This is a genomic window from Nocardia jejuensis NBRC 103114 (assembly GCF_001613145.1).
Taxonomy (GTDB): Bacteria; Actinomycetota; Actinomycetes; order Mycobacteriales; family Mycobacteriaceae; genus Nocardia; species Nocardia jejuensis.
This window is the reverse complement of the sequence record NZ_BDBU01000032.1, coordinates 13,955-26,962: the sequence shown is the minus strand read 5'-3', so window position 1 is coordinate 26,962 and position 13,008 is coordinate 13,955. Positions and strand designations below refer to the sequence as shown.

The window sequence follows — 13,008 nt, the reverse complement described above, 5'->3', positions numbered from 1 at the left end:
CCGGTGTACGTATCTGGACGTATTTCCGCGTCGGACAGTGCCGAGAAGGGTGTTGCGGCGCTACCGTGCAGCTATGGGAAGTAGTGCGGCACGATGGTGGGATGTGCTGCTCGCGCTGGTGATCGCCACGATTCAACTCGGTGTGGGGACCCTGGCCAACGAGCATCAGACCGGGATGCGGGGGCTGGACCTGCTCGGATACCTATTGCTCGCGGCCGGGCCGGTGGCGCTGCTGATGCGCGGGCGGTACCCGCACGCGGTGTTCTATGTGACGCTCGCGGCCGCCGCCGCGTTCATCGTGACGGGCTACGGCTACGGGCCGATCTTCCTGTCGCTGATCGCCGGTTTCCTGGGCGCCGGAATCGTCGGATCACGCTGGTACAGCTACCCTTTCGTGGTTATCGGGTATCTGCTGATGGTGTGGCCGGTGCCGGGCTGGCGGGACTACGAGCAGAACACCTGGCAGCAGTTCGGACTGCTGGCCTGGCTGGTCGTGCTGGTCGCCATCGCCGAGGGCATCCGGCAGCGGCGAGCGGCCGCGCAGGCACGGCGGCAGAAAGAGGAGTCCGCGCGACGCGGGGAGCAGGCGCAGCGCGAGCGCGATCACGCCGACCGGGCGCGGGAGCTCGCTCAGCGTGAGCAGCGGGCCAGCGAGGAACGGCTCGAGATCGCGCGCGAGCTGCATGATGTTCTCGCGCACAGTCTCTCGATGATCAATGTGCAGTCCTCGGTCGCACTGGAACTCATCGACCGCAAGCCGGAGCAGGCCGCGACCGCGCTGGCCGCCATCAAGTCCGCCAGCAAGGACGCGCTCGGTGAGGTGCACGCGCTGCTGCGCTCGATTCGCGGCGGGACCGCGACCGTCGCCGCCCCCGTCGCACCGACCATCGGCATCAGCGATCTGGACGGGCTCACCGCCCCGGCCCGGGCGGCGGGCGTGGTCGTGCACACCATGGTGACGGGGCGGCAGCAGCGGCTGCCCGCCGTCGTGGATGTGGCGGCGGCGCGGATCGTGCGCGAGTCGCTCACCAATGTGGTGCGGCACGCCCCCGGCGCGAATGTGCTTGTCACCCTGCACTATGCGAAGGACAGGCTGCAGTTGACCGTCGACAACACTCCCCCGGGTCAACCCCCGACCCTGGCGGCCCCCGGCGGACACGGCATCACCGGCATGACCGAGCGCGCCCAAGCCCTCGGCGGACAACTGTCCGCCGAGCCCAAGGCGGACGGCGGATTCCGCGTCAAAGCCCGACTCCCCACCCACCTCTCACTACCGGAACCGGTTGTGTAGCCGTGAGATTCGACGGCATCGGGCTCGGGGCCAAAGATTGCGTGGCGTATGGGTCCGAAAGCGCCCCGACCGATTGCGTGATCACGCAGCTCGACAGCTCGGCTGACCGCGTGGCCACGAGGTGGGAGCGCACGCTGCCCGAAAGACTCGACATGTGTTGCCCACGAACGATATTCCGGCGGAGACAGGAGATCCGATGACGATCCGAGTGCTGATCGCCGATGACCAGGCGCTGGTTCGCGGCGGCTTCGCCGCTCTACTGGACGCGCAGGACGATATCGAGGTGATCGGCGAGGCCGCGGACGGCGAGGAGGCCGTGCGCAAGGCCCGCGAACTCGCACCCGACGTCGTCCTGATGGATATCCGCATGCCGGTGCTGGACGGTCTCGCCGCCACCCGCGCGATCGCCGCCGACCCCGACCTCTCCACCGTGCGGGTGGTCGTCCTGACCACCTTCGAACTGGACGAGTACGTCTTCGAGGCGATGCGCGCGGGCGCGACGGGTTTCCTCGTCAAACACACCGAACCCGCCGATCTGGTCAAGGCCGTCCGCGTGGTCGCCGACGGTGATGCCCTGCTGTCCCCCAGCGTCACCCGCCGCCTCGTCGCCGAATTCGCCACCCACGCCAAACCCGCCCCCGCCGCCACCCCCCTGGCCGACCTCACCGACCGCGAACGCGAGGTCATGACCCACGTCGCCGAGGGCCTCACCAACGCCGAAATAGCCCAGCGCCTCTACATGAGCCCCGCCACCGCCAGAACCCACGTGAGCCGAATCCTGCTCAAACTCAACGCCCGAGACCGCACCCAACTGGTAGTCCTGGCCTACGAATCCGGCCTCGTCCGCCCCGGCTGGCAATGATCACCGGCGGTGGGGTTCGCGAGGATTCGGTGCGGTGTCGCTAGGTGTCGAGGCCCAGGTTGATCGCTTGCTCGAGCGGGGAATGGTCGCCGTCGGCGCGGTCGAGGACGCAGGGGGTGCGGAGGATCAGGGGTGGTTGGGCCAGGAAGCGGGGGGTGTGGCCGCGGTGGGGTTGGGCGGCGTGGACGAGGAAGGGGTGACAGAGGTAGACGTCGCCGGGGTGGCCGGTGGCCAGGGTTACCGGGAGGTCGGCGATGGCGGCGGGGAAGTCCAGGTGGCCGAGGGTGGCGCCGTCGTCGTCGAAATGACGTAGTTGCCGGGCGATGCGGAGATGCGAACCCGAGCTGATGCGGGTGGGGGCGTCGTCGTCGGTGACGTCGGAGAACAGGAAGAGCATCAGGAGGGCACGGCCTCGGGAGTGGAGGTTGACGCGCCAGGTGAAGTAGTCGGTGGGGTCGTCGCCGGGGAAACTGACGTCCAGGTGCCAGCCGTCGTCGCCCGGGGATTCGGTGGCGGGAAAGCGAACGGGGAAGCTGCCGAGGCTGTTTCGAGGGAACCAGCGACCCGCGCCGACCAGGCGGTCGAAGGCGGCGTGCAGGACGGGGGTGTTCACGGCGCGCGCGAAGGGCTCCTCGCCGTGCTCGCCGAGGCGGATCACCGGTCTGGTCCAGGTGCCTGGATCGTCGGGGTCGCAACCGGATTCGCGCCACAGGATCTCGCGGCAGGCATCAGCCAGTTCGCGCGGGAAGGCCCCTTCGACCTTCACGAAGCCGTCGGCGATGAAACCTTGCACCTGAGCATCGGTGAGCATGCGGTCCTTCCGTCGCACCAGCGGGCGACATCGACAATGACCGATGCCTGCCCCGGCGCGCCATCGAATTTCCGGGCGGCACGCTCTCGGTCAGCTGCGACAAAACCGTTCTCGCGAATTCATCCACAGGCATCCACAGCCCTGGGTACACAGGAAAGCCCCGCATCCGGAATGGATGCGGGGCTTTCCTGTCTTACGACTTACTCGCCGGAGGCGGCAGCCGCGTCACCCGCGAGGGCGACGACCGGCTTGTCCTCTTCCGGAGCGTCCTTCTTGGTGAGCTTGGCCTTGGCGGTGAAGGTGAACTTCGCCTTGTCGCCCTGGCCTTCGCCGTCCCAGCCTTCGACATCGACCACGACGACCTGACCGGCGCCGAGCTCGCCGAAGAGGATCTTCTCCGAGAGCTGATCCTCGATCTCGCGCTGGATGGTGCGACGCAGCGGGCGCGCACCGAGCACCGGATCGAATCCGCGCTTGGCCAGCAGGCTCTTGGCCTGCTCGGAGATCTCGATCTCCATGTCCTTGTTCTTCAGCTGCTTGGCGACGCGAGCGATCATCAGGTCCACCATCTGGATGATCTGATCCTGAGTCAGCTGGTGGAACACGATCACGTCGTCGATGCGGTTGAGGAACTCGGGGCGGAAGTGCTTCTTCAGCTCGTCGTTGACCTTGAGCTTCATCCGCTCGTAGTTCGAGCCCTCGGCGTTGCTCTGGGCGAAGCCGAGGCCGACTGCCTTCGAGATGTCGGATGTCCCCAGATTCGAGGTGAAGATCAGCACGGTGTTCTTGAAGTCGACCGTGCGACCCTGACCGTCGGTCAGGCGACCATCCTCGAGGACCTGCAACAGGGTGTTGTAGATCTCCTGGTGTGCCTTCTCGATCTCGTCGAACAGCACGACCGAGAACGGCTTGCGGCGCACCTTCTCGGTGAGCTGGCCGCCCTCTTCGTAGCCCACGTAGCCCGGAGGGGCACCGAAGAGCCGCGAGGCGGTGAAGCGGTCGTGGAACTCGCCCATGTCGATCTGGATGAGCGCGTCGTCGTCGCCGAACAGGAAGTTCGCCAGCGCCTTGGAGAGCTCGGTCTTACCGACACCGGACGGGCCGGCGAAGATGAACGAGCCCGAGGGACGCTTGGGATCCTTCAGGCCGGCACGAGTGCGGCGGATCGCCTTGGAGACCGCCTTGACGGCATCCTCCTGGCCGATGATCCGCTTGTGCAGCTCGTCCTCCATGCGGAGCAGACGGGTGGTCTCCTCCTCGGTGAGCTTGAAGACGGGGATACCGGTCCAGTTGGCCAGCACCTCCGCGATCTGCTCGTCGTCGACCTCGGCCACGACGTCCAGATCGCCCGAACGCCACTGCTTTTCACGCTCGGCCCGCTTGGCGACGAGCTGCTTCTCCTTGTCGCGAAGGCGAGCGGCCTTCTCGAAGTCCTGCGCGTCGATGGCGCTTTCCTTCTCGCGACGAGCATCGGCGATCTTGTCGTCGAATTCGCGCAGGTCCGGCGGTGCGGTCATCCGGCGGATGCGCATGCGCGCGCCCGCCTCGTCGATGAGGTCGATCGCCTTGTCCGGCAGGAACCGGTCGTTGATGTACCGGTCGGCCAGCGTCGCCGCGGCCACCAGCGCGGAGTCGGTGATCGAGACGCGGTGATGCGCCTCGTACCGGTCCCGCAGGCCCTTGAGGATGTTGATGGTGTGCTCGACGGTCGGCTCGCCGACCTGCACCGGCTGGAACCGGCGCTCGAGTGCGGCGTCCTTCTCGATGTACTTGCGGTACTCGTCGAGAGTCGTCGCGCCGATGGTCTGCAGCTCACCGCGAGCCAGCTTGGGCTTGAGGATCGAGGCCGCGTCGATGGCGCCCTCGGCCGCGCCCGCACCCACCAGGGTGTGCAGCTCGTCGATGAACAGGATGATGTCGCCGCGGGTGTTGATCTCCTTGAGCACCTTCTTGAGGCGCTCCTCGAAATCACCGCGGTAGCGGCTGCCCGCGACCAGGGAACCCAGGTCGAGGGTGTACAGCTGCTTGTCCTTGAGCGTCTCGGGCACCTCGCCGTTGACGATGGCCTGAGCGAGACCCTCCACGACGGCGGTCTTACCGACGCCGGGCTCACCGATCAGGACCGGGTTGTTCTTGGTGCGGCGAGACAGCACCTGCATGACGCGCTCGATTTCCTTCGCGCGACCGATGACCGGGTCCAGCTTGCCCTCGAGGGCGGCCTGGGTCAGGTTGCGGCCGAACTGGTCGAGCACCAGCGACGTGGACGGGGTACCCGCCTCACCGCGAGTGCCGGACTCACCGACCGGCTCCTTGCCCTGGTAGCCCGACAGCAGCTGAATGACCTGCTGACGCACACGGTTGAGATCGGCGCCCAGCTTCACCAGGACCTGGGCCGCGACGCCCTCGCCCTCACGAATCAGGCCGAGCAGAATGTGCTCGGTGCCGATGTAGTTGTGGCCGAGCTGCAGCGCTTCGCGCAGTGACAGCTCCAAGACCTTCTTGGCCCGCGGGGTGAAGGGGATGTGACCGGACGGCGCCTGCTGGCCCTGACCGATGATCTCCTCGACCTGCGAACGCACACCCTCGAGTGAAATCCCAAGGGACTCCAGCGACTTCGCCGCGACGCCCTCACCCTCGTGGATCAGACCCAGCAGGATGTGCTCGGTTCCGATGTAGTTGTGGTTGAGCATCCTGGCCTCTTCTTGGGCCAGGACAACGACCCGCCGCGCACGGTCGGTGAACCTCTCGAACATCGCTCCCTCACTTCCTGCTCCGCCATCAAAGGCATCCGGCGCTTCAGACCCTGTGCTGCCCTTCTGGTCGCCAGCCTGCCATGAAGCCCTGGGGTTGCATCCCCCGCCTCCACTGTAGTTGGCGGGGGTGTCGCACGTCGCCCGTCCACCCTATTGCGAACCGGCGACAACACGACCCATTCCCTCATAACGGGGGCATAGCCGGGAACGTTTCCATCTCGGCTACGCCCACAGCGAACACTCGAGGGATCAGCCGGTGAAGGGCGCCACGAACTGACACGGCACCGGGCGCTGGTGATCGGGGTCGAGCGCGTTCAGCACGATGGCGGCCACGCGCGGGCTGCCCGCGATGCCGAGGTGATCGGAGAAGTCGATCGGGCAACCGTCCTGCATCAGGAAGTTCGTCGCGTTCGGGGCCGGGACCAGGCCGATGGTCACCGGCACCACCAGCTCGTCGTACACGGTACCGATGCCGGTGTAGGTGACGTTCGGGGCGTAGACGCCGTCGGCGGTCAGCGCCGTCATGAATTCCCCGCCGCCGAGCATCTGACCGCACGCCTGACAGACGCCGAGGCTCAGCAGCGGATCCACGTTCTGGACGCCGAGGGCTTTGCCCATGGTTCGAATCACGCTCATCTGATCGGCGTACGTGCCTTCCCAGGGCGCGGCGATCCCGACGAACCGGTTCACCACATCCGCGCCGCCGAGTCGCTTGACGAAATACTGGCCGACCACATTGCCCTGCGAATGGCCGACCAGATCCACCTTCGCCGCCCCGGTCGAGGCCAGCACCCGGTCGACGAACGTCGCCACCTCCGCGGCGCTGCTCTGGATCGTGCGCATGCCGGCCAGCTCCGAGAGCGGCCACGGCACGTCCAACTGCCCGTAGGTGAGGGCGTACACGCAGTAGCCCTCGTTGGCCAGCAGCGGGGCGTACAGGCCCCAATTGGTCTGGCGACTGCCCGCGGTGCCGTGCAGCAGCACCACGGGGTCGGGGTGGGCGGCGCTGGGCTTGCAGGACCAATCGTTCGAACCGGGCAGCGAGCCACCGGGATTCGTGAGCTCGAAAGGGATGCCGGCGAAGAAGTTGTAGTCGACCCGATAGTCCGCGCTCGCGGTGCCGCTCATGCTGATCGACAGCATCGCGGTCACCGCCAGCACCACTAGCGAGAGCAGTGAGCGGCGTAACGGAACGCGCCGTCCGGCCTGTCCGGTGGTGGACATGATCCCTCCCAGAAATAGAACGTGTTCCGATAACGTAAACGGAAAACAAGCACGAGAGATGGCTTACCGGCGAGTAGGTTTCTGGAACTCGTTATCGCCCGTGGGGACGCGGCACACCCGCCGGAAACCACCCCGACCACCGAAAATCCGCCCCACCCAGCGACATACGGCGCGGGCCGGAACCCCCGAGCGGCTTGTGTTGCCGCACCGAGGATTCCGGCCCGCGCCGGTCCCACCTGCTATCGGATCACCGCTGACCGGGTGCGAAACCCGTTCGCGGAGCCTGGAAATACGCCTGCTGCCCGGCCGGAGCGACGTACTGCTGACGAGCCACGATCGGCGCGGAGTAGTTCCCCAGCGCCCGGAATCCCGACTGCCCGGCGAGCGCGTGGCCCGCACCGGCCGCCGCACCCGAGGCGTCCGCCCGGCCGTGCTGCACGCCGGCCACGAACAGCGCGCCGATCAGCGCCAGGAAGGCCAGGGTGTGCAGGACCGCCCGAACGATGTTCCAACGCACCCAAGAGGTTTCGAACTGCGCCCGGACCGCCGCCAGATCACCGATCTGCCCGACGTCACCGGCCGCGGCCAGCTGATTGTTGAGCGGCACGTTCAGGCCCGAGGTCACCATGAAGGCGATCAGATTGAGCACCAGGCCCACGCTGATCCAGATCAATGTGGTGCGCACGTCCTTGCCCAGATGCAGCGCCGCGGCCAGGATCGAGAAGCCGACCGTGCCCATGAAGCCGATCATGAACCACGGGTTGATGATCACCACGTTGATGCGCTGCATCACATCGACGATGGTGCGATCGTCGCTCTGATTCAGCGCCGGCATAACCGAATTCGCGTAGCCGTAGAAAAGGCCGGCGATCAGGCCGGACGACAGTGTCGCCGCCACCAGGGCTGCCATGCGAAGTGCGAACATCGTTCTCTCCTGACTGGGTCTGCCACCCGCATGCTTCCCGGGCGATCAACTACCAACAGTCAACCGTTCCCGAGCGCGAGCCTCCATCGTCGAGAAGCTCGCACACATCAGCGAGCGTCCACCGGACCACGGAAATCGGAGACGCGACAACGGGAAAACGGATTCAGAGATCGCGTTCGGAGATGACGCCGCTCTGCATGGCCAGACTCGCGAGGCGAACCCGCTTCTGGTTCTGCGGCAGGTCCTCCACGCCGAACTTCGAGAACAGCGCGCGCAGATGCGTCTTGATCGCGTCCACGCTCAGGAACAGCTCCGCCGCGATCTGCTGATTCGAGGCGGGTGAGGCGAAACCGTCGCTGCCGCGCAACGGGCGGCACAGCGCGACCAGCACCGAACGCTGGGTCTCGGTCAGCGAGCGCAGCGTGGGCAGGCCGCCGGTGGAGGTCTGCGTGACATCGCCCGCGACAGCGCGGAAATCATGGAAGGTGATGCGCGAGGTGCCCATCCGGATCACATCGCCGGGTTGCAACCGATGCCGCCCGACCAGGCGATCACCGTTGACGAAGGTGCCGTTGCGCGAGAGCCCGTCGTCCACGATCGTCCAGTGCGAGCCCAGGTACTCCGCGGTCGCGTGCAGCCGGGACACCTCGGCGTCCCAGGACAGCGACAGATCGGCCTGCGGTGAGCGGCCGATGGTGATGCGCGGCAGGTCCGGGGACAGCATCAGATCGTGCTGACGCCCCTCGTGATCCTTGAATCGCAAGAGTGAACCATGGAATGCGGTCACTGCGCCGATACCTCGTCTCTCCCCACAGCCAGTGACATCGTCCGCACGGATTCAATGGTGCCCGGCCCACCCCGGCGCGAGCAAGATCGTACCCCGAAGATAGGCAGTGGTCACCTATGAGAGTTATGTGCAAAGTGTATGAATAAACCACTGCCGCCCGGGAGTGAAACGCCCGAGCGGCAGTCGAAATCGGCGACTAGTTCTTGACAGCAGCCTTGTTGTAAGCCTCGGTGATGTCCGCGGAGATACGCCCCCGCGCCGACACCTTGTGTCCATTTCGGCGCGCCCATTCACGAATGGCCGCACTCTGCTCGCGATCGATCGACACCCGGTTCTTCGGGCCCGCGGTCGCCGTGGCGGCGACCTTGGTGCGCCGACGGCCGCTCACCCGGCGAGCGGCGGAGACCCAGGTCTCCAACCCGTCCCGCAGCTTGGCCGCATTTGCCGTCGACAGGTCGATCTCGTACGAGACGCCATCGATTGCGAACTCGATGGTCTCGTCCGCGATGGACTCACCGTCGACATCGTCGATCAAGCTAACGGTGACCTTCTTTGCCATGAGATGAACGTCCTCTCGAAATCGTGCGACCCGCATAGTCAGGCCGATTACCCGACGCCAGAATACCGCTAATTCCGATAGTCCCAGAACGGGCCTCGGAAATGCAATCCCACGAACTCTAACGAGCAGCCGGACGCACAATTGGAAAGAGTATCGTTTCCCGGATTCCCAAGCCAGTCAGGGCCATCAGCAACCGGTCGATTCCCATACCTGTTCCGGTCGTCGGCGGCATACCGTGCTCCATCGCGGCAAGGAAGTCCTCGTCCAGGCGCATGGCTTCGTCATCACCGGCGGCGGCCAAACGCGCCTGGTCCACGAACCGTTCCCGCTGGATCACCGGATCGACGAGTTCCGAATAGCCGGTGGCGAGTTCGAAACCACGCACGTAGAGGTCCCACTTCTCGGTAACCCCGGGCTTGCTCCGATGCTGGCGGGTCAGCGGGGAGGTCTCGACCGGGAAGTCGCGGACAAAAGTCGGCGCGTACAGCTTGTCGCCGTACACGTGCTCCCAGAGTTCCTCGACCAGTTTCCCGTGACCGTAGCCCTTGTCCTGCGGAATTTCCAGACCTTCGCGTTCGGCGAGTGCCAGCAATTCCTCGACAGAAGTTTCCGGCGTGACCTCCACACCGATGTGCTCGGACAGCGACGGGTACATCTCGACCGACGTCCACTCGCCCGACAGATCGTATTCGGTGCCGTCCGCGAGCGTCACCACCAGCGTTCCGTACACCTCCTGTGCGACTTCCTGGATCAATTCCCGCATCATCCGCGCGGAATCGTCGTAGGTGCCGTACGCCTCGTAGGTTTCCAGCATTGCGAACTCCGGGGAATGCGTGGAGTCCGCACCCTCGTTGCGGAAGTTCCGGTTGATCTCGAAAACCTTCTCGATGCCGCCGACCACACAGCGCTTGAGGAACAGCTCCGGTGCGATCCGCAGGAACAGCTCCAGATCCAGCGCATTGGAGTGCGTGATGAACGGACGCGCGGCCGCACCACCGTGGATGGTCTGCAGCATCGGCGTCTCGACCTCGAGGAAACCCCTGCGCTCCAACGCATTACGCAGCGCGCGCACGGCCGCCACCCGGGTGCGGGCGTTCTCGCGCGCCTCCGGGCGGATGATCAGGTCCACGTACCGCTGACGGACGCGGGACTCCTCGTTCATCTCCTTGTGCGCCACCGGCAGCGGGCGCAGCGACTTGGCCGCCATCTCCCACTCGTCGGCCATGACGCTCAATTCGCCCGTGCGCGAGGAGATCACCTCACCGTGCACGAAAACGAAGTCACCGAGATCCACATCCGACTTCCAGGCCGCCAGCGCGTCCGCGCCGACACCGTTGAGGCTGATCATCGCCTGCAACTTGGTGCCGTCGCCCTCCTGCAGCGTGGCGAAACACAGCTTGCCGGTATTACGGACGAAAATGACGCGGCCCGCGACACCCACGACCAGACCGGTCTGGGTATCGGCTTCCAGATCCGGGTACGCGGCGCGAATTTCGCCGAGGCTGTGCGTGCGCGGCACCACAACCGGGTAGGCCTCGCGACCCGACTCCAGCAACCGCTCGCGCTTCTCCTGGCGAATCCGCATCTGCTCGGGAACATCGTGATCGACAGCGGCGGCCGCCGAACCGGTTTGCCCTGCGGAAACCTTGGCGCCGACGGGAGAAGAGGGGGTGGGGGTGCTCACGGAGTCCAAGCCTATCCTGCGGCGGAATCGGTTTTTTCCGCCGCCCGGCAAACCAGGATTACAACCAGGCGAGCGTCGCGACCTCACGCTCGAAGTGCGCCGCGCTCGCGGCTACGGTCAGCAGTCCGGCCGCTTTCAAACCCTGATAACCGCCCTCGAGATCGGTGGCGCGACGCAACCCCAACTGCTGCAGCGACGCCGCCGCGAGGCTCGAGGTGTAGCCCTCCGAGCAGGCGATGATCCATTCCACGTCGTGATCCACGGCCAGCGCCAGACGCGCCGAACTGGTCGGGTCCAGACGCCATTCCAAGACATTGCGCTCGATCACCAGCGCGCCCGGGAGCGTGCCTTCGCGCAGGCGCTGCGCCTGCGGGCGAATATCGACCAGAATTGCGCCGCGCGCGAGGGCCTGCGGCAATTCGATCGGCAGGACACGTCGCAACCGCTGCCGCGCCTCGGCGAGCATGCCGTCGATGGTCAAGTAGGTCATTCGAGTTCACCTTCGGGCTGGTCGGTGAGGACGGAACGAGTGCGCCGCAGGGTGCCGTGACCGGTGACCTCGTAATAGGACATGGCCGTCAGCGGTGGCGAATAGGCGTGCACGCTCAAAGTCGGATCGAGTGGGCCGGAAATTCCGGCCTCGGAATCAGGGGCACGCACGACGTCGTGCACCCAGCCGAGTGGAAAAGACGCCTGATCGCCCGCGGAAAGAACGCGACGGCGCAGTTCCGAGCCGTTCCAGCGGAATTCCGAGAGCGCACCGGACAATACGGTCAATGCGCCGAGCGAACCGGCATGGTCGTGCAGTTCGGTGGACTTCTCACCGACCCAGGAAATCAACCACAGGTCCACCTCGTCATCGGCGATAAGCCTTGCGGCCCAGCGCTTTTCGGTGGGCCACAGGCCACCCTCGGGCAGCAGGTGATCGTAGCGGCCGGCCAGCACGTCCTCGGCGCCCTCATCGGTCAGGCGCAACAGATCGGCCGGACGCAACCGGGTGGGAAGTGCGGAAGCGGTCGCGCGCTCGGTCACCTCGGGCAAAAGACGCGAGGACGGCGTGCGGCCGGACAGGGAAAGTAAAGAGGAACGCATCAGCGAAACTCCAAAGAGTGTGTCAGCGGTCGGGGCAGAAAAATTCATGCCTCGACGAGCCGAGGCGAATTAGCCTCGACAACACTCCTGGGTGGTCACGCTGGAATACACGAGAGGGAGTCTAACAGCGGTTCGCGGCCTGGCAAACACCGACCGCATCACATTCCGACCAACCGGCATGTTCTTGCGACCCGTCCCCTCCGACGCCTCACGGGCGGCGACGCTGTTGGTTGCGCTCGTAGACCAGGCGCAGGCCGTCCAGGGTGAGATGGGGTTCGTGGTGCTCGATGGTCTCGGACTCCGGGACGATCAGCGGGGCCGTCGCGCCGGTCGCCACGATTGCCACGTCGTCGCCGGCGAAGGCGTCGAATTCGTCCCGGATGCGGTCGATCAGACCGTCCACCATGCCGGCGAAACCGAATACCGCGCCGGACTGCATGCACTCCATGCTGTTCTTGCCGACCACCGAACGCGGGCGCGCCAATTCCGCGCGACGCAGTGCGCTGCGCTCCACGAGCGCCTCGGTGGAGATCTCCACGCCCGGAGCGATGACGCCGCCGACGAACTCCCCCTTCGCCGACACCAGATCCACACAGATCGCCGTGCCGAAATCCACCACGATCGACGGCGACTGATAACGGTGATATGCCGCAAGACAATTCACGATGCGGTCCGCGCCGACCTCTTTGGGATTGTCCACCAGCAGCGGAATACCGGTGCGCACACCGGGTTCCACCACCACATTCGGGACATGACCCCAATAGCGCGACAGCATCTCGCGTAGCTCGCGCAATACCGGCGGCACCGTCGACAATGCCGAAACGCCCACCACCTGTTCGGCATCCGCGCCGATCAGGCCGCGCACCTGCATGGCGAACTCATCGGCGGTGAGCAATGGGTTGGTGTGAGTCCGCCACTGCCGCACCAGCTTCGCGTGCTCACCGCTGCCGGAGAACAGGCCCAGCTCGATACTGGTGTTGCGGACGTCGATGGTCAGCAGCATGGCTGTGCCCGCCGCCG

General features: G+C 65.9%; 12 protein-coding genes. 2 read left to right on the top strand and 10 right to left on the bottom strand.

What is annotated here, in order from left to right; translation table 11 throughout:
- The first annotated feature begins 73 nt into the window (after positions 1-73).
- Positions 74-1,291 carry a sensor histidine kinase gene (locus tag NJ1_RS24965; RefSeq protein WP_067698564.1) on the top strand — a complete coding sequence of 406 codons (1,218 nt, stop codon included), beginning with the start codon at positions 74-76 and terminating at the stop codon, positions 1,289-1,291.
- A gap of 196 nt (positions 1,292-1,487) precedes the next feature.
- Positions 1,488-2,153, top strand: a complete 666-nt coding sequence (locus NJ1_RS24955) for a response regulator (RefSeq protein WP_067698560.1) — start codon at positions 1,488-1,490, stop codon at positions 2,151-2,153.
- A 40-nt stretch (positions 2,154-2,193) separates the two neighbouring features.
- Here the strand turns inward: NJ1_RS24955 and NJ1_RS24950 are convergent, their stop codons facing one another.
- The 10 genes from NJ1_RS24950 to NJ1_RS24905 all read right to left on the bottom strand — a co-directional run bounded on the left by NJ1_RS24950 (position 2,194) and on the right by NJ1_RS24905 (position 12,991).
- Complete coding sequence (locus NJ1_RS24950) at positions 2,194-2,964, bottom strand: phytanoyl-CoA dioxygenase family protein (RefSeq protein ID WP_067698558.1); 771 nt, start codon at positions 2,962-2,964, stop codon at positions 2,194-2,196.
- A 200-nt stretch (positions 2,965-3,164) separates the two neighbouring features.
- Positions 3,165-5,717, bottom strand: coding sequence for an ATP-dependent Clp protease ATP-binding subunit (locus NJ1_RS24945; protein ID WP_067698556.1), 2,553 nt, complete (start codon positions 5,715-5,717; stop codon positions 3,165-3,167).
- Between the two features lie 249 nt (positions 5,718-5,966).
- Positions 5,967-6,941: an esterase/lipase family protein gene (locus NJ1_RS24940; RefSeq protein ID WP_422615777.1), complete on the bottom strand. Its 975-nt coding sequence runs from the start codon at positions 6,939-6,941 to the stop codon at positions 5,967-5,969.
- A 247-nt stretch (positions 6,942-7,188) separates the two neighbouring features.
- The gene (locus NJ1_RS24935; protein ID WP_084478778.1) at positions 7,189-7,866 is read right to left on the bottom strand and encodes an anthrone oxygenase family protein; all 678 of its coding nucleotides are present in this window, start codon (positions 7,864-7,866) and stop codon (positions 7,189-7,191) included.
- A 163-nt stretch (positions 7,867-8,029) separates the two neighbouring features.
- Positions 8,030-8,590: an FHA domain-containing protein gene (locus NJ1_RS24930; protein ID WP_084478805.1), complete on the bottom strand. Its 561-nt coding sequence runs from the start codon at positions 8,588-8,590 to the stop codon at positions 8,030-8,032.
- Between the two features lie 259 nt (positions 8,591-8,849).
- Positions 8,850-9,212, bottom strand: coding sequence for a histone-like nucleoid-structuring protein Lsr2 (locus tag NJ1_RS24925; protein ID WP_067698552.1), 363 nt, complete (start codon positions 9,210-9,212; stop codon positions 8,850-8,852).
- 118 nt (positions 9,213-9,330) lie between these two features.
- Positions 9,331-10,797, bottom strand: a complete 1,467-nt coding sequence (gene lysS / locus NJ1_RS24920; protein ID WP_067698807.1) for a lysine--tRNA ligase — start codon at positions 10,795-10,797, stop codon at positions 9,331-9,333.
- Positions 10,798-10,954: 157 nt separating this feature from the next.
- Positions 10,955-11,386, bottom strand: a complete 432-nt coding sequence (locus NJ1_RS24915; RefSeq protein WP_174557116.1) for a rhodanese-like domain-containing protein — start codon at positions 11,384-11,386, stop codon at positions 10,955-10,957.
- Entirely contained in the window at positions 11,383-11,988 is a 606-nt protein-coding gene (locus NJ1_RS24910; RefSeq protein ID WP_084478776.1) for a cupin domain-containing protein, read from the bottom strand. The genes NJ1_RS24915 and NJ1_RS24910 overlap by 4 nt, the downstream gene beginning before the upstream one ends.
- Before the next feature lie 208 nt (positions 11,989-12,196).
- Positions 12,197-12,991 (bottom strand): type III pantothenate kinase, encoded by a 795-nt coding sequence (locus NJ1_RS24905; RefSeq protein ID WP_067698549.1) that lies wholly within the window; start codon positions 12,989-12,991, stop codon positions 12,197-12,199.
- Positions 12,992-13,008: the final 17 nt, after the last annotated feature.